The organism is Streptomyces deserti, from assembly GCF_054782695.1.
The window spans coordinates 270,167-286,095 of sequence record NZ_BAAGRZ010000002.1 but is presented as its reverse complement, the minus strand read 5'-3'; the positions used below and the strand labels follow the sequence as shown (position 1 = coordinate 286,095).

The 15,929-nt window shown below is 71.7% G+C and carries 15 protein-coding genes; 6 read left to right on the top strand and 9 right to left on the bottom strand.

Going from position 1 to position 15,929, the window contains the following annotated elements; all coding sequences use genetic code 11:
* Genes pcaH through ACYVMZ_RS07595 form a run of 4 tightly spaced genes read right to left on the bottom strand, consistent with a single transcriptional unit; the run spans position 1 to position 3,448 of the window.
* Positions 1-774, bottom strand: a complete 774-nt coding sequence (gene pcaH, locus ACYVMZ_RS07610) for a protocatechuate 3,4-dioxygenase subunit beta (RefSeq protein WP_461076876.1) — start codon at positions 772-774, stop codon at positions 1-3.
* A 48-nt stretch (positions 775-822) separates the two neighbouring features.
* Positions 823-2,025: a thiolase family protein gene (locus tag ACYVMZ_RS07605; RefSeq protein WP_461076874.1), complete on the bottom strand. Its 1,203-nt coding sequence runs from the start codon at positions 2,023-2,025 to the stop codon at positions 823-825.
* Positions 2,022-2,666, bottom strand: coding sequence for a CoA transferase subunit B (locus ACYVMZ_RS07600; protein WP_461076872.1), 645 nt, complete (start codon positions 2,664-2,666; stop codon positions 2,022-2,024). The genes ACYVMZ_RS07605 and ACYVMZ_RS07600 overlap by 4 nt, the downstream gene beginning before the upstream one ends.
* Positions 2,666-3,448, bottom strand: coding sequence for a CoA transferase subunit A (locus ACYVMZ_RS07595; protein ID WP_461076870.1), 783 nt, complete (start codon positions 3,446-3,448; stop codon positions 2,666-2,668). Before ACYVMZ_RS07595 ends, ACYVMZ_RS07600 begins: the two co-directional genes overlap by 1 nt.
* A 200-nt stretch (positions 3,449-3,648) precedes the next feature.
* Between ACYVMZ_RS07595 and ACYVMZ_RS07590 the strand changes: the two genes are divergently transcribed.
* Positions 3,649-4,113, top strand: a complete 465-nt coding sequence (locus ACYVMZ_RS07590) for a MarR family winged helix-turn-helix transcriptional regulator (protein ID WP_461076868.1) — start codon at positions 3,649-3,651, stop codon at positions 4,111-4,113.
* A 41-nt stretch (positions 4,114-4,154) separates the two neighbouring features.
* Here ACYVMZ_RS07590 and ACYVMZ_RS07585 read toward each other — a convergent pair whose 3' ends face one another.
* Positions 4,155-5,150, bottom strand: coding sequence for a DUF3048 domain-containing protein (locus tag ACYVMZ_RS07585; RefSeq protein ID WP_461076866.1), 996 nt, complete (start codon positions 5,148-5,150; stop codon positions 4,155-4,157).
* 206 nt (positions 5,151-5,356) lie between these two features.
* Here ACYVMZ_RS07585 and ACYVMZ_RS07580 point away from each other — a divergent pair, with 206 nt between their 5' ends.
* Positions 5,357-6,547 carry a zinc-dependent alcohol dehydrogenase gene (locus tag ACYVMZ_RS07580; RefSeq protein WP_461076864.1) on the top strand — a complete coding sequence of 397 codons (1,191 nt, stop codon included), beginning with the start codon at positions 5,357-5,359 and terminating at the stop codon, positions 6,545-6,547.
* Between the two features lie 56 nt (positions 6,548-6,603).
* Here ACYVMZ_RS07580 and ACYVMZ_RS07575 read toward each other — a convergent pair whose 3' ends face one another.
* A complete protein-coding gene (locus ACYVMZ_RS07575) occupies positions 6,604-7,668 on the bottom strand; it encodes an ATP-dependent DNA ligase (RefSeq protein ID WP_461076862.1) in 1,065 nt (354 codons plus the stop codon).
* 75 nt (positions 7,669-7,743) lie between these two features.
* Between ACYVMZ_RS07575 and ligD the strand changes: the two genes are divergently transcribed.
* The 4 genes from ligD to ACYVMZ_RS07555 all read left to right on the top strand — a co-directional run bounded on the left by ligD (position 7,744) and on the right by ACYVMZ_RS07555 (position 11,383).
* Complete coding sequence (gene ligD, locus ACYVMZ_RS07570; protein ID WP_461076860.1) at positions 7,744-8,775, top strand: non-homologous end-joining DNA ligase; 1,032 nt, start codon at positions 7,744-7,746, stop codon at positions 8,773-8,775.
* A 136-nt stretch (positions 8,776-8,911) separates the two neighbouring features.
* The gene (locus tag ACYVMZ_RS07565; protein ID WP_461076858.1) at positions 8,912-9,991 is read left to right on the top strand and encodes a LacI family DNA-binding transcriptional regulator; all 1,080 of its coding nucleotides are present in this window, start codon (positions 8,912-8,914) and stop codon (positions 9,989-9,991) included.
* A 168-nt stretch (positions 9,992-10,159) separates the two neighbouring features.
* Positions 10,160-11,068 carry a VOC family protein gene (locus ACYVMZ_RS07560; protein ID WP_461076856.1) on the top strand — a complete coding sequence of 303 codons (909 nt, stop codon included), beginning with the start codon at positions 10,160-10,162 and terminating at the stop codon, positions 11,066-11,068.
* Between the two features lie 54 nt (positions 11,069-11,122).
* Positions 11,123-11,383, top strand: a complete 261-nt coding sequence (locus tag ACYVMZ_RS07555) for a WhiB family transcriptional regulator (RefSeq protein ID WP_461076854.1) — start codon at positions 11,123-11,125, stop codon at positions 11,381-11,383.
* 43 nt (positions 11,384-11,426) lie between these two features.
* On the opposite strand, the gene ACYVMZ_RS07550 is transcribed toward ACYVMZ_RS07555, so the two are convergent.
* The 3 genes from ACYVMZ_RS07550 to ACYVMZ_RS07540 all read right to left on the bottom strand — a co-directional run bounded on the left by ACYVMZ_RS07550 (position 11,427) and on the right by ACYVMZ_RS07540 (position 15,922).
* Positions 11,427-12,404 (bottom strand): acyl-ACP desaturase, encoded by a 978-nt coding sequence (locus tag ACYVMZ_RS07550; RefSeq protein ID WP_461076852.1) that lies wholly within the window; start codon positions 12,402-12,404, stop codon positions 11,427-11,429.
* 188 nt (positions 12,405-12,592) lie between these two features.
* The gene (ddaH, locus tag ACYVMZ_RS07545) at positions 12,593-13,369 is read right to left on the bottom strand and encodes a dimethylargininase (RefSeq protein ID WP_461076850.1); all 777 of its coding nucleotides are present in this window, start codon (positions 13,367-13,369) and stop codon (positions 12,593-12,595) included.
* Between the two features lie 237 nt (positions 13,370-13,606).
* Positions 13,607-15,922: an ATP-binding cassette domain-containing protein gene (locus ACYVMZ_RS07540; protein ID WP_461076848.1), complete on the bottom strand. Its 2,316-nt coding sequence runs from the start codon at positions 15,920-15,922 to the stop codon at positions 13,607-13,609.
* Positions 15,923-15,929 lie beyond the last annotated feature (7 nt).

Genomic DNA, 15,929 nt, shown 5'->3' with positions numbered 1-15,929 from the left:
TCAGCGTCCTTCTTCCATCCAGGTGGCGTTCGGGCCGTCGAGCACGATGTCCCAGTGGTAGCCGAGGGAGAACTCCGGCACGGACAGGCTGTGGTCGTACGTCGCGACCAGCCGCTGCCGGGCGGCGTCGTCCGTGACGGACTGCAGGATCGGGTCGTACGGGAACAGCGGGTCGTTCGGGAAGTACATCTGCGTCACGAGCCGCTGCGTGAACGCCGTGCCGAAGACGGAGAAGTGGATGTGGGCCGGGCGCCAGGCGTTGACATGGTTGCGCCACGGGTAGGGGCCGGGCTGGATGGTGGTGAAGCGGTAGAAGCCGTCGTCGTCGGTGAGGGTGCGGCCCACGCCGGTGAAGTTGGGGTCGAGCGGGGCGTCGTGCTGCTCACGCCGGTGGGCGTAGCGGCCCGCCGAGTTCGCCTGCCAGATCTCGACCAGCTGGCCGCGCACCGGACGGCCGTCGCGGTCCAGCAGCCGGCCGGAGACGGTGATGCGCTCGCCGATCGGCTCGCCGTGGTGCTGCCGGGTCAGGTCGTTGTCGATCTCGGTGATGTCCCGCTCCCCGAAGGCGGGGGAGGACAGCTCCACCAGCTCCGGGTCCTTGGTGACGTCGATGGTGATCGGCGGCTGCTTCGGGTGGCGCAGCACCGAGGAGCGGTACGGGGCGTAGTCGCGGCGCGGGTGGTGCTCGACGGGCCCGCCGTCGGCGAGGCGCTTCTCGTACGCGGCGTGCTCGGCCGCGATCTCCTGGTCGATGTCGTGCTGGGTGAGAGTCATGGGGGTCCCTGGGGGTCCTTGAGGTTCCTGGGGTGCTGGGCGCGGTTCTCAGCGTTCGAGGACGAGGGCGAGGCCCTGGCCGACGCCGATGCACAGGGTGGCGACGCCGATGCCGCCGCCCTTGCGGGCGAGTTGGTGGGCGATGGTGCCGGCGAGGCGGGCACCGGAGGCGCCGAGCGGGTGGCCGAGGGCGATGGCGCCGCCCTGCGGGTTGAGGATCGCGGGGTCGAACTCCGGCCATTCGGCCAGGCAGCCCAGCACCTGGGCGGCGAAGGCCTCATTGAGTTCGAGGACCGACAGGTCGCCAAATCCCTTGCCCGCCTTTGCCAGTGCCCGGTTGACGGCTTCGACGGGGGCGAGTCCGAAGTAGTGCGGGTCGGTCGCGGCGACACCGGTGCCGCAGATGCGGGCGAGGGGTTCGCGGCCGGTGGCCTTCAGTCCGTCGGCGTCGGTCAGCAACAGCGCGGCGGCGCCGTCGTTCAACGGGGAGGCATTGCCCGCCGTGACCGTGCCGCCGTCCGGCCGGAAGGACGGCTGGAGTTTGGCCATCGCCGCCAGGGAGGCGTCCGCGCGGACACACTCGTCGGCATCGAAGACGACCGGGTCGCCCTTGCGCTGCGGGATCGTCACGGGCGCGAGTTCCGCGTCGAACAGGCCCGTGGCCCGGGCCCGTGCGGCCTTGTGGTGGGAGGCCAGGGCGAACTCGTCCTGCTGCTCGCGGCTGATCTTGTGCTTGTCGGCGATGAGTTCGGCGGACTCGCCGAGCGGAACCGTCCACTGCGGGTCCATCCTCGGGTTGACCATGCGCCAGCCGAGGGTGGTGGAGTACAGCTCGGTGTGCCCGGCCGGGAAGGGCTTGTCGCTCTTCGGCAGGACGTACGGGGCACGGGTCATCGACTCGACTCCGCCGGCCAACGCGATGGAGGCATCGCCGAGGGCGATGGCCCGCGCGGCCTGGACGACCGCCTCCAGACCGGAGGCGCACAGCCGGTTGACGGTCACGCCCGGCACGGACGTCGGCAGACCCGCCAGCAGGGCGGCCATGCGGCCGACGTTGCGGTTCTCCTCGCCGGCGCCGTTGGCGTTGCCGACGTACACGTCCTCGATCCGGGCGGGGTCCAACTCAGGTGTCCGGGCGAGGAGTTCGCGGATCGCGTGCGCGACCAGGTCGTCCGGTCGGACACGCGCCAGGCCGCCGTTGTAGCGGCCGATCGGCGTGCGCACGGCGTCGACGATGTAGACGTCCTTCACTTCACAGCCTCCGCGACGATCAGCTTGGCATCGGTCCGGGCGGTGATCTCCTCGACGCTCACACCGGGCGCGGTCTCGACGAGCACCAGTCCGTCGCCGGTGACGTCGAGGACACCGAGGTCGGTGATGACCCGGTTCACACACGCCTTGCCCGTGAGCGGCAGCGTGCACCGCTGAAGGATCTTCGGGGAGCCGTCCTTCGCCGTGTGCGTCATGACCACGATGACCGTACGGGCGCCGTGCACCAGGTCCATCGCACCGCCGATCCCGGTGACCAGCTTTCCCGGCACCGCCCAGTTGGCCAGATCGCCCCGCTCGGAGACCTGCATCGCACCGAGCACGGCGACGTCGATGTGCCCGCCGCGGATCATCGAGAACGACAGCGCCGAGTCGAAGAAGGACGCGCCCGGCAGGACCGTGACGGTCTCCTTGCCCGCGTTGATCAGGTCCGGGTCGACCTGGTCCTCCGTGGGGTAGGGGCCGGTGCCCAGGATGCCGTTCTCCGACTCCAGGACGACCTCGACGCCCTCGGGGAGGAAGTTGGGGATCAGGGTCGGCAGGCCGATGCCCAGGTTGACGTACTGGCCGTCCCGCAGCTCCCGGGCCGCCCGCGCGGCCATCTCCTCGCGTGTCCAGGCCATCAGCCGCTCACCGTCCCTCGCGCCTCGGGCGCGGAGACCGTCCGCTGCTCGATCTTCTTGTCCGCCGCCTGCTCGGGGGTGAGGGCCACCACCCGCTGCACGAAGATCCCCGGCAGATGCACCGCGTCCGGATCGATCTCCCCGGGCTCGACCAGCTCCTCCACCTCGGCGATCGTCACCCGGCCCGCCATCGCGGCCAGCGGGTTGAAGTTGCGGGCGGACCTGCTGAACACCAGGTTCCCGTGCCGGTCGCCCCGGGCCGCCCGCACCAGCGCGAAGTCGGTGCGGATGCCGCGCTCCAGCACGTACTCCACCCCCTCGAACTCCCGGACCTCCTTCGGCGGCGAGGCCAGCGCGACACCGCCGGAGCCGTCGTAGCGCCACGGCAGCCCGCCCTCGGCGACCTGCGTCCCCACCCCGGCGGGGGTGTAGAAGGCGGGGATCCCGGCCCCGCCGGCGCGCAGCCGCTCGGCCAGCGTGCCCTGCGGGATCAGCTCCACCTCCAGCTCCCCGGCCAGATACTGGCGGGCGAACTCCTTGTTCGCCCCGATGTACGAGCCGGTCACCCGGGCGATCCGCCCGGCCGCCAGGAGGACCGCCAGCCCGGACTCCATCGCCCCGCAGTTGTTGGAGACCACCGACAGAGCGCCCACGCCACGCTCGTACAGCGCCTGGATCAGCACGTTCGGCACACCGGACAGCCCGAAACCGCCCACCGCCAGCGACGCGCCCTCCGGCACGTCGGCCACCGCCTCGAGGGCCGAGGCGACCACCTTGTCCATCCGACAAGCCCCATCTCTTCCAAGCGCCCCGACCCTCAGGATTAATCAGGGCACTGAGTATTTCAGCGAGGTTGCCCTCACGCTGCCACCGGAGCGGCGGAGCGTCAATACCTCGGAATAACGCGGGATGCGGGCTGGGCGGGCCGGTCCGGCGCCGGGTATCGTTCAGTGCACCAACGAAAACGACCGTGGGGGCGCACATGGCCGCGGTGGACCTCACCACCCATCCCGGGCACCTGGCCCGGCGGCTCCAGCAGGCGCACTACCTGCTGTGGAACACGATGGTCTCCGAGGAGATCACCTCGCCGCAGTTCGCGGTCCTCAACACGCTCGTCGCCGAGCCGGGCCTGGACCAGCGCACCGTGGGGGAGCGGGTGGGTCTGGACCGGTCCACGATCGCCGAGGTGATCAGCCGGCTCGGCCGCCGCGGGCTGCTCGACAAGGTCCGCGACCCGCAGGACGGCCGCCGGTTCCTGCTGCGCCTCACCGAGGAGGGGGTGCGCACCCACCGCAAGCTGACCGTGCGCACGGCCCGTATGAACCAGGTCTTCCTCGCCCCGCTGACCGCCGAGGAACAGACCGTCTTCTTCGACCTCATCCGGCGGGTCGCGGACGCGGCCGAGGGGCTGCGCAACCCGGCCGAGTCCCTGGTGGCGCCGCGTTGAGCCGAGTCTCTGCTGCCGGCGCCTTGGTCAGGGCGCCTTGATCAGGGCGCCTTGGCGTACACCACCCACACCTGGCCCCGGGCGAAGTTCACCGGTGTGCCGTCGTTGGTGGTGAACGCCGTGCCGTCCGTGGCCTCGGCGCGCTTCCAGTGCACGTCGTGGGCCCGCCCGTCGCGCAGTACCGTCGCCTTCCCGGAGCCCACCGTCTCCGTGTACGGCGTGTTGTTGCCGAGGAAGTCCTTGAAGGCGGAGTCGCGCACGTTCACGTACTGCACGACGACGGTCGCGGGCGCCAGCCGCTCCCCGTCGGCCGTCACGGCCGGGGCGCCGTCCATGGTGACCAGCCAGCGGTCGCGGGCGTCCGACCAGGTGAACGTGAAGCGGGCCGCCGGGTAGCGCACGGTGCGCGAGTTCTCGGCCGTGCCGCCGGCGGGGGCGGCACCGTAGCGGAAACCGGTGGTCAGGGCGTCCGGGCCCGGCGCGGCGGGCATCAGCCGCTCGGGCCGCAGATAGAGGTTGTACGGGGCGGGCTTGCCGGTGCCGCGGAAGTAGGCGCCGGACGCCTCGGCGGGCGACTTGGCCTCCAGCGGCGCCTCGTCGATCAGCGGCAGGAGCTTGCTCTGCGCCCCGGAGAAGGCGAGGACCGGCCGGTCGAACTGGCGCAGCAGCTCCAGATCGGACTCGCGTGCGCTGCGCACCGGCCCGACGGCCTCCGGCAGCCTGGTCGCGTACACCGCCATCAGACGGCTCAGCCCGCCCTCGACCTGCTCCACGTACACCACGTCCGCCGCGTCGACGCCGGTGTGGGGGCGGGCGGCGCGCGCGTTGTCGAGCTTCACGGCGAGGACCGGAGGGGCGTTGCCGGCCCCGTCCGGCGACGGTTCCCGCGGCGATCCCTGCGGTGACTCCTTCGGTGCGCCCCCGCCGTCGTCGCCCGGGCCGTCCGTCCCCGTGCAGCCCGCCGCCAGGGAGACCGTCACCGTGGCGGCCAGCAGCGCCGTCGTCGCGGCGCGCCGCGTGCGCGCTCTTCGTCCCATGCCCACGGTCGTCACCGAGCCTCAGGTCATCGGATTTCTCTCGATTGTGCACTTGTGCGCCCATTGATGGCCACAGTTGATCGGTTGTGACCTGGTCTGGCGCATTCGTTGCCGGGGGCCGGGGCGTGCGGTTCGGCGCGGCGGCGTCCGGGTACCCGGACGCCCGCCGTACGACCGACGCGCACATGACGGAGGGAGCGCGAGGGATGAGGGCAGTGACCTGGCAGGGCAAGCGGGACGTGCGGGTGGAGAACGTGCCCGATCCGCGGATCCAGGAGCCGACGGACGCGATCATCCGCGTCACCTCCACCGGGCTGTGCGGGTCGGACCTGCACCTGTACGAGGTGCTCACCCCGTTCATGACACCGGGGGACATCCTCGGCCACGAGCCCATCGGCATCGTCGAGGAGGTCGGCGCCGGGGTGCCGGACCTGCAGGCGGGGGACCGGGTCGTGGTGCCGTTCCAGATCGCCTGCGGCAACTGCTGGATGTGCCTGACCGGGCTGCAGACCCAGTGCGAGACCACCCAGGTCCACGGCGAGGGCATGGGCGCCGCCCTGTTCGGCTACACCCGGCTGTACGGCTCGGTGCCGGGCGCCCAGGCCGAGTACCTGCGGGTCCCGCAGGCCCAGTACGGCCCGATCAAGGTCCCCGAGGGCCCGCCCGACGACCGCTTCGTCTACCTCGCCGACGTGCTGCCCACCGCGTGGCAGGCGGTGGCCTACGCCGACATCCCGCAGGGCGGCAGCATCGCCGTGCTCGGCCTCGGGCCCATCGGCGACATGGCCTGCCGGGTCGCCCAGATCAAGGGCGCCGGGCGGGTGTTCGGCGTGGACCTGGTCCCGGAGCGGCTGCGCAGGGCCCGCGAGCGGGGCGTGGAGACGTACGACCTGAGGTCCTTCGACAGCGAGAAGGAGCTCGTCACCGCGATCCGCGACGAGACCGACGGCCGCGGCCCGGACGCCGTGATCGACGCGGTCGGCACCGAGGCCCACGGCAGCGCGGCGGCCAAGCTCGCCCAGCAGGCCTCGGCGATGCTGCCCCGCAAGCTGAGCGGCCCGCTCACCGAACGCTTCAGTGTCGACCGGCTCGCCGCCCTCCACACCGCCATCGACCTGGTGCGGCGCGGCGGCACCCTGTCACTGTCCGGCGTCTACGGCGGCATGGTCGACCCGCTGCCCATGCTCACCCTGTTCGACAAGCAGATCCAGATCCGGATGGGCCAGGCCAACGTGCGCCGCTGGACCGACGACATCCTGCCGTACCTGACGGACGAGGACCCCCTCGGCGTCGAGGACTTCGCCACCCACCGGGTGCCGCTGAGCGACGCGCCACACGCGTACGAGATGTTCCAGCGCAAGCAGGACGGCGCGGTCAAGGTGCTGATGCAGCCGTAAGGGCGGCTGGTGCCTGCCGCGGATCTGACACGGCCGTGAAACGGCCGTGAAAGCGGCTACGGGCCGAAGATCTCCGCCAGGTCGTAACGCACCGGCTCCTGAAGCTGCGCGTACGTGCAGCTCTCCGGGGTCCGGTCCGGGCGCCAGCGGCGGAACTGGGCCGTGTGGCGGAACCGCTGACCGTTCTCCATGTGGTCGTAGGCCACCTCCACCACCCGCTCCGGCCTGAGCGGCACCCAGGACAGGTCCTTGCGGCCCGACCAGCGGCTCGGCGCGCCCGGCAGCCGGGCCGTCTCGTGCGCGGCCTCCTCCGACCAGGCCGCCCAGGGATGGCCCGCCACGTCGTCCATCCGCAGGGGCTCCAGCTCCGCCACCAGTTCCGCCCGCCGCTTCATGGAGAAGGCCGCGCACACACCCACGTGCTGGAGGGTGCCCCGGTCGTCGTACAGGCCGAGCAGCAGGGAGCCCACCACGGGGCCGCTCTTGTGGAGGCGGTAGCCGGCGACGACGACGTCCGCCGTGCGCTCGTGCTTGACCTTGTACATGGCGCGCTCGTCCGGCAGGTAGCGCAGGTTCAGCGGCTTGGCGATGATACCGTCCAGGCCGGCTCCCTCGTACCGGTCGAACCACTGCCGCGCCACCTCGATGTCCGTGGTCGCCGGCGCCAGGTGCACCGGGGCCGTCACGTCGGACAGCGCCATGGTGAGGAGGTTGCGCCGGTCGGTGAGCGGCACGTCCATCAGCGACTCGTCCGCCAGCGCCAGCAGGTCGAAGGCCACGAACGAGGCCGGCGTCTTCCCGGCCAGCATCCGCACCCGGGAGTCCGCCGGGTGGATGCGCTCCGTGAGCGCGTCGAAGTCCAGCCGCCCCTCCCGCGCGATCACGATCTCCCCGTCCACCACGCACCGATCCGGCAACCGCTCCCGCACGGCCGTCACCAGCTCGGGGAAGTACCTGGTCAGCGGCTTGCCCGTCCGGCTGCCGAACTCCACCTCGGGGCCGTCGCGGAACACGATCGCCCGGAAGCCGTCCCACTTCGCCTCGTACTGCATGTCCGGCGGGATCTTCGCCACCGACTTGGCGAGCATCGGCTTCACGGGCGGCATCACCGGCAGGTCCATGCTCCTGATTCTGCGCGCATACCGCGGGGATTGCCCGGTGTGCGAGGTTTGCCCCGTACGCCTACCGTGGCTCGCATGGGTGACGCGGTGGAACTGGACGTGAACGGCCGGACCGTACGGCTGTCCAGCCCGGACAGGGTCTTCTTCCCGGAGCGCGGTTTCACCAAGCTGGACCTCGCCCGGTACTACATCGCGGTCGGCCCCGGCATCCTGCGCGCCCTGCGGAACCGGCCCACCACCCTGGAGCGCTACCCCGAGGGCCTGAACGGCGAGTGGTTCTTCCAGAAGCGGGCCCCGAAGAACATGCCCGACTGGATCCCGACCGCGCACATCACCTTCCCCAGCGGCCGCAGCGCCGACGAGATGTGCCCGACGGAGGTCGGCGCCGTGGTGTGGGCCGCCCAGTACGGCACCCTCACCTTCCACCCCTGGCCGGTGCGCCGCGACGACGTCGACCGCCCCGACGAGCTCCGCATCGACCTCGACCCGCAGCCCGGTACGGACTACGACGACGCCGTGCGCGCCGCCCACGAACTGCGCGCGGTCCTCGACGAGTTCGGCGGCCTGCGCGGCTGGCCCAAGACCTCCGGCGGCCGGGGCCTGCACGTGTTCGTGCCGATCGAGCCGCGCTGGACGTTCACACAGGTGCGGCGCGCCGCCATCGCCGTCGGGCGCGAGATGGAACGGCGGATGCCGGAGCACGTGACGATCAAGTGGTGGAAGGAAGAACGCGGCAGGCGGATCTTCCTGGACTACAACCAGACGGCACGCGACCGCACCATCGCCTCCGCGTACTCCGTACGGCCCCGCCCGCACGCCCCCGTCTCCGCGCCCCTGACCTGGGAGGAGGTCGGGGTCGCGCACCCCCGGGACTTCGACCTGGCGACCATGCCCGCACGCTTCGCCGAACTGGGCGACGTGCACGCGGACATGGACGACCACCGCTTCTCCCTGGACGCCCTGCTCGACCTGGCGCGCCGCGACGAGCACGATCACGGGCTCGGCGATCTGCCGTATCCGCCGGAGTACCCGAAGATGCCGGGCGAGCCGAAGCGCGTCCAGCCGAGCCGGGCGAAGAAGCCGGGACCGGGAGCGCAGACGCCCTGACGCGTACGCCGCCCCGAACCTCCAGCAGCGGAAAGCCCCCTGCGTCCCCAACGCGCTCTCTGTCACGGAGAGCGCTCTCACCCGGCCGGTCGGCCGGGGCTATGCTGATCCGCAACCGCCGAGGAGGAGCCCCGAAGTGACCGAGACAGCGCCGCGCCCCACGCTGGAGGCCGTGGCCGCCCGGGCCGGGGTCTCGCGGGCCACCGTGTCCCGCGTCGTCAACGGGGCGGACGGCGTGCGCGAACCCCTCGTCGAGCGGGTCCGGCGGGCGGTGGAGGAGCTCGGGTACGTCCCCAACCAGGCCGCCCGCAGCCTGGTGACCAAGCGGCACGACGCCGTCGCCGTCGTCATCGCCGAACCGGAGACCCGGGTCTTCGCCGACCCCTTCTTCGCCCAGCAGCTCCGCGGCATCAGCAAGGAGCTGACGGCCCACGACAACCAGCTCGTGCTGCTGCTCATCGAGGGCCGCGACGACCACGCGCGCGTGGCCCGCTACCTCGCCGGCGGCCACGTCGACGGCGCGCTCGTCTTCTCGCTGCACCTCGACGACCCGCTCCCCGGGCTGATCCGGCGCGCCGGAGTGCCGACCGTGTTCGGCGGACGGCCGGGGTGGAGCGACGAGGGCACGCTCCCCCCTGCTCGCGGCTCCGCCGGAGCAGGGCAGACCCCCACCGCCGTGTACGTCGACAGCGACAACCGGGGTGGCGCCCGCGAGGCGGTACGGCACCTCGTCGGTCTCGGCCGCACCCGGATCGCGCACATCACCGGTCCCCTCGACCAGACGTCCGCGGTGGACCGGCTCGACGGCTTCCGGGACGTCATGGTCGACGCGGACCCGCGGCTCGTGGCCGAGGGCGACTTCACTCCGGTCGGCGGCGAGCGCGCGATGCGGGAACTCCTCGGCCGCTGCCCCGACCTGGACGCCGTGTTCGCCGCGAACGACCTGATGGCCGCGGGCGCGATGCGGGTGCTGCGCGAGCACGGGCGGCGCGTCCCCCAGGACGTCGCCGTGGTCGGCTTCGACGACATGCTCCCCGTCGCCGAGCAGACCGACCCGCCGCTCACCACGGTCCGCCAGGACATCGAGACGATGGGCCGCCTCATGGCCCGCCTGCTGCTGCGCGGCCTGGACCGCCCCACCGCCGAGGACGCGGTGGGAGGCACCCCGTCCAGCGTGGTACTGCCGACGACGCTGGTGCGGCGGGCGTCGGCGTAGCGGAGACGGACGGCGGCACGCCCTGCTTCGGGAGTGCCGCACCGAAAAGCATCCCGACGGACATCCCGACAGCCCAGGACAGGCGTGGGCACGCTCCGACGGCGCGTGGCAGTGCCCGGTGCGAGACTCGGCAGAGCAGGCACACGGGACCTCTCGCGGGAGGGCACCATGCTCACCACCCGATTCGTCCACGGCGCTCCGAACTGGGCCGACGTCGGCACGTCCGACATCGAGGGCGCCACGTCCTTCTACGGCGGCCTGTTCGGCTGGCGGTTCCGGTCGGCGGGCCCCGAAGCCGGCGGCTACGGCTTCTTCCAGCTCGGCGGCCGGACCGTCGCGGGTGGGATGCAGAACACGCCGGAGCAGGGCCCGCCCTCGTGGACCGTGTACTTCCAGAGCCCCGACGCGGACGCCACCGTCAAGGCGGCCGAGCACGCCCGGGGCAGTGTGCCCGTGGCACCCATGGACGTCCTGGGCCAGGGCCGGATGGCGATCCTGGCCGACCAGGCGGGCGTGGCCTTCGGGATCTGGCAGCCGACCCGGCTCAAGGGCGTCGACGTGGCCGGCGAACCCGGGTCGCTGTGCTGGGTGGAGCTGTACACCCCGGACATCGCCCGCGCCGCCGCCTTCTACCACTCCGTGCTCGGCTGGGAGACCTCGGCCGTGTCCTTCCCCGGCGGCACCTACACGGGCATCAATCCGGCGGGCACGGGCGAGGACGCCATGTTCGGCGGCCTGGTGCCCCTGGCCGACGAACCCACAGAGGCCGGGTCCGGGCCGTACTGGCTGCCCTACTTCGCCGTCGACGACACGGACGCCACGGTCGCCAGGGCACAGGAGCTCGGCGGCAGCGTCCGGATGCCGGCCACCTCCGTGTCCGGGGTCGGCCGGATGGCCAAGCTCGCAGACCCGTACGGTGCCCGCTTCGCCGTGCTCCGGGGCGACCCGGGGCAGGACTCACCCGATAGCCCTCGCCGGGGCGATCCGCGGCCTGCGGCGCGATCGCCCGGCGCGCCGCCGTGCGTGCCCGCAGCCGGCGGGGTCATCATCGTGCCGTCGCCCGACGCCGGGCGGTGAGGCGTTGATCCCGCGTTGAGCGAACGTTTTTCGCCGCCCGGCACCCTTCTGGCCATGCACATCGAAACGATCACGTCGCCCGACCTCGCCTGGCAGGCGGAGGCGCTGTGCGCGCAGACGGGGGCGGACTTCTTCTTTCCCGAGCCCGGCAGTTCCGTGCGGGAGGCCAAGCGGATCTGCGGCATGTGCCCCATCCGCTCCGCCTGCCTGGAGTACGCGCTGGACAACGACGAGCGGTTCGGCGTGTGGGGCGGTCTGTCGGAGAAGGAGCGGCTGGAGCTGCGGCGTACCCCACGCTGGCGGCACAGCTCGTAAGGCACGCCGGTTCGAATCCAGCCGCCCTCCCTGACGGCGGCGGTCAGCCGCCCGCGCGGGCCGCCATCCGGGCCTTGCGCGCGGCCAGCCTCTCGTCGAACTTCGCCGCCTCGGCGTCCAGACCGCCCATGAACAGGCCGAGTTCCTCCTGCGCCTGACGGCCCTCGGCGCCCAGGCCGTCGATCTCCAGGACCTTCAGGAAGCGCAGCACCGGCTGGAGCACGTCGTCGTGGTGGATGCGCAGGTTGTAGACCTCGCCGATCGCCATCTGCGCGGCGAAACGCTCGAAGCCGGGCATGCCGTGACCGGGCATCCGGAAGTTCACCACGACGTCCCGCACCGCCTGCATGGTCAGGTCGGGCGCGAGCTCGAAGGCCGCCTTGAGCAGGTTCCGGTAGAAGACCATGTGGAGGTTCTCGTCGGTCGCGATGCGGGCCAGCATGCGGTCGCAGACCGGGTCGCCGGACTGGTGGCCGGTGTTGCGGTGCGAGATGCGGGTGGCCAGCTCCTGGAAGGCGACGTAGGCGACCGAGTGCAGCATCGAGTGCCGGTGGTCGTGCTCGAAGCCCTCGCTCATGTGGGCCATGCGGAACTGCTCCAGCTTGTCCGGGTCGACCGCGCGCGACGTGAGCAGGTAGTCCCGCATCACGATGCCGTGCCGGCCCTCCTCGGCCGTCCAACGGTGCACCCAGGTGCCCCAGGCGCCGTCCCGGCCGAACAGCGTGGCGATCTCGTGGTGGTAGCTGGGGAGGTTGTCCTCCGTCAGCAGGTTGACCACCAGCGCGATCCGGCCGATCTCGGTGACCTTGGACTGCTGCTTGTCCCAGGCCTCGCCGTCCTCGAAGAAACCGGGGAAGTTGCGGCCGTCGCTCCAGGGCACGTACTCGTGCGGCATCCAGTCCTTGGCGACCTGCAGATGCCGGTTGAGCTCCTTTTCGACCACTTCTTCCAGGGCGTACAGCAATTGGGCGTCGGTCCAGGCGCCGGCCGGGCTGCCGAGGTGCGGAGTGGTGGTCGTCATGAAGGCTCCAGGGGGACGTGCGAGCGGAAATCTATGAACCTACGCCATCGTAGGCTACGTATTCGTAGGTTACGGGGCCGTAGGTTAAGGGTGATGTAAAGATCGCTGATCAGCGTGGTCACATCAGGGAACGACACGGACTCCCGGACCCGCAGGTCGGGGGCCGAACGACAGAATCGCCCGCCCGGTCAGGCGTACAGCTCCCGCAGCCGCACCGAGAGACACGTCACACAGCCCTCCAGCTTCTCGAACTCGCCGATGTCCACCACGACCGGCTCGTAGCCGAGGTCCGCGAACAGCTCCGCGGTCTTCGGCGCGCTCGCCGCCATCAGCAGCTTGTCGCCGCCGAGCAGCACGACGTGGGAGCCGGACTCCTCCGGCACCGGCAGGAAGCGCGCGAACAGCGACGGCGCGTCCATCTTCGGGATGTGCCCGATGACCGTACCGTCCGGCAGCGCCGTGACCGCCGACTTCAGGTGCAGCACCTTGCTCACGGGCACGGCGACGACCCTCGCGCCCAGCGGCTCGAACGCGGCCCGCAGCTGCTGCACCCCGACCGCGTTGGTGCGCCCGCCCCGGCCGACGTAGGCCGTGTCGCCGATCTTCAGTACGTCGCCGCCGTCCAGCGTGCCCGGCTCCCATATCCAGTTCACCGAGCAGCCCAGGCCGGCCACGACCTCCTCGACCCCGGCGGTCTCGGCACGCCGGGACTCGGCACCCGGCCGCGTGATCAACGCCACGTTCTTGTACATCACCACCGTGTCCTCGACGAACACGGAGTCGGGGCAGTCGTCGGCCGGATCCACCTCGATCGTCTCCCAGCCGTGCGTGCGCAGGGCCTTCACGTACGCCTCCCACTGCTCGACCGCCCGGTCGACGTCGACCCTCTCCCGCTCGATGTGCGTCACCAGCCCTTCGGCGAGGCGGGGGCTGGGGCGGCGGACGAGGGCCTTCTTGCTGGGCACGAGCGTGACTCCGTATCGGGTGGGACGTGTCGGGTACTGCGTCGACGCTGCCTCCGGGACCGGCCGGAACCCATCGGGCGTCGGCGGACCATCATGCAGGGCCATTCCGGGCCAGGTCACCCCAGGGGAGGGGATGGGCCCCTGGGGTGCACCGCACTGGACCGGGTGTGGATGCCGCGCGGGCCTCGTCCGCGGCCCCGGTGCTCGGCACCGACGTCGACGCGTCCGGGGGCTGTCTCACCGGCTGAGCGCGGGCACGGCCCGGGCCACCGCCCGCCGCAGATGCTCCGCCGTGAAGGAGCCGTCGGCTTCCCTCAGGTGCCGGGGCGTTCCCTCGAACACGACCCGTCCGCCGTCCCTGCCGCCGTCCGGGCCGAGGTCGATGACCCAGTCGGCCCGGGCGACGACGTCCAGGTTGTGCTCGACGACGATGACGGTGTTGCCCGCGTCCACGAGCCGGTCCAGCAGCGCGACGAGCCCGTCCACGTCGGCCATGTGCAGCCCGGTCGTCGGCTCGTCGAGGACGTACACCGCGCCCGTCCGGTGCAGCCGGGTGGCGAGCTTGATGCGCTGCCGTTCGCCTCCGGACAGCGTCGACAGCGGCTGCCCGAGCGTCAGGTAGGTGAGTCCCACGTCCCGCAGCGCGCGCAGCCGGCGTCGTACGCCCGGGTCGGCGAAGAAGTCCAGGGCCTGGCCGGCCGTCATCTGAAGGACGTCGGCGATGGAGCGGCCGTCCACGGTCAGGCGCAGTACCTCCTCGTTGAAGCGCCGCCCCTCGCAGTCGTGGCAGGTCGTGGTCACCGGGTCCATGAAGGCGAGGTCGGTGTGGATGATCCCGCGCCCTTCGCACGTGCCGCAGGCGCCGGAGGAGTTGAAGCTGAACAGGCCCGGCTCCGACCCCGTCCCGCGGGCGAAGATCTTCCGTACCGTGTCCATGATCCCGAGGTAGGTCGCCGGGGTGGACCTGGCCGAGATCCCGATCGACGACTGGTCGACGACCACCGCGTCGGCGTGCGCGGCGGTGAACTCCCCGGCCAGGGAGCTCTTTCCCGACCCGGCGACCCCGGTCACGGCGGTGAGCACCCCGGTGGGAAACCGCACGGTCACGTCCTGCAGGTTGTGCCGGCCGGCGCCCTTCACCCACAGCTCGCCGGTCGCCTCCCGCACCTCCTCCTTGACGGCGGTACGGCGCCGCAGGCACCGTCCGGTCAGCGTGCCGGAGGCGGCGAGCTCGTCCGGTGTCCCCTCGAACACCACCCGGCCGCCCCCGTCACCGGCGCCCGGCCCCATGTCGACGACGTGGTCGGCCAGCGCGATGACGTCCGGGTCGTGCTCGACGACCAGCACGGTGTTCCCCTTGTCGCGCAGCCGCAGCAGCAGATCACCGAGGCGGCCCACGTCACGCGGGTGCAGGCCGACACTCGGCTCGTCGAAGATGTACGTCATCCCCGTCAGGCTGGAGCCGAGGTGGCGGACCGTCTTCAGCCGCTGCCCCTCGCCGCCGGACAGGGTGGAGGTCTCCCGGTCGAGACTGAGGTAGCCGAGACCGATCGCCTCGATGCGTTCCAGTGCGGCGACGGCGGCTGCGGCGATCGGCCGGGCGACCGGGTCGTCGATCTCCTTCAGTACGGCGATGAGATCGGTGACCTGCATGCGGGTGCAGTCGGCGATGTTCAACCCGCCGATCCGGGTCGCGAGCGCGGCCTGGTTGAGCCGTGCCCCGTGGCAGGCCGGGCAGGTGCCCTCCACCAGGTACTCCCGTACGAGGTCACGGGTCTTCTGGCTCATCGCCGACAGGTCCCGCTTCAGGTACAGCCGTTCGAAACGGTCGGCGAGCCCCTCGTACTCGGTGGTCCAGGTGCCGCCGCTGCCGCCCACGGTGACCTTGCTGCCGGGCCGCCCGCGCAGGAGGAACTCCCGCTCGGCGGCGGTGAATTGCCCCACCGGCTTGTGCGGGTCGAGGTCGGCGCTGTTCGTGTACGCCTGCCCCTGCCAGGTCCCGGCGGCGAACGGCGGGAAGCGGACCGCCCCGTCGGCCAGGGAGCGGTCCGGGTCCAAAATGCGGTCCCAGTCGGGCCGTACCGTCCGCCCGAGCCCGTCGCACTCGGGGCACATGCCCGACGGGTCGTTGAACGAGTACGCCGTCGCCGGTCCGGCGCGCGGGGTGCCGTGCCGGGAGAACAGCACCCGGATCACCGAGTAGACGTCCGTCATCGTGCCGACCGTCGACCGCGAGTGGCCGCCGACCGGCCGCTGGTCGACGACGATCGCGGGGGAGAGGTCCTCCATGGTGTCGGCGTGCGGCCGCTCGTACTTGGGCAGCCGGTTGCGGACGAACCACGGATACGTCTCGTTCAGCTGACGCTGCGACTCCACCGCGATCGTGTCGAAGACGATCGACGACTTCCCCGATCCCGAAACACCGGTGAACACGGTCAGCCGGCCCTTCGGGATGCGGAGGGTGACGTCCTTGAGGTTGTTCTCCCGGGCTCCGGTCAGGGTGATGACATCGTGCGTGTGCTCGCTCGTGCGCGCGGTCGTGTACTCGCTCATGCCGCCG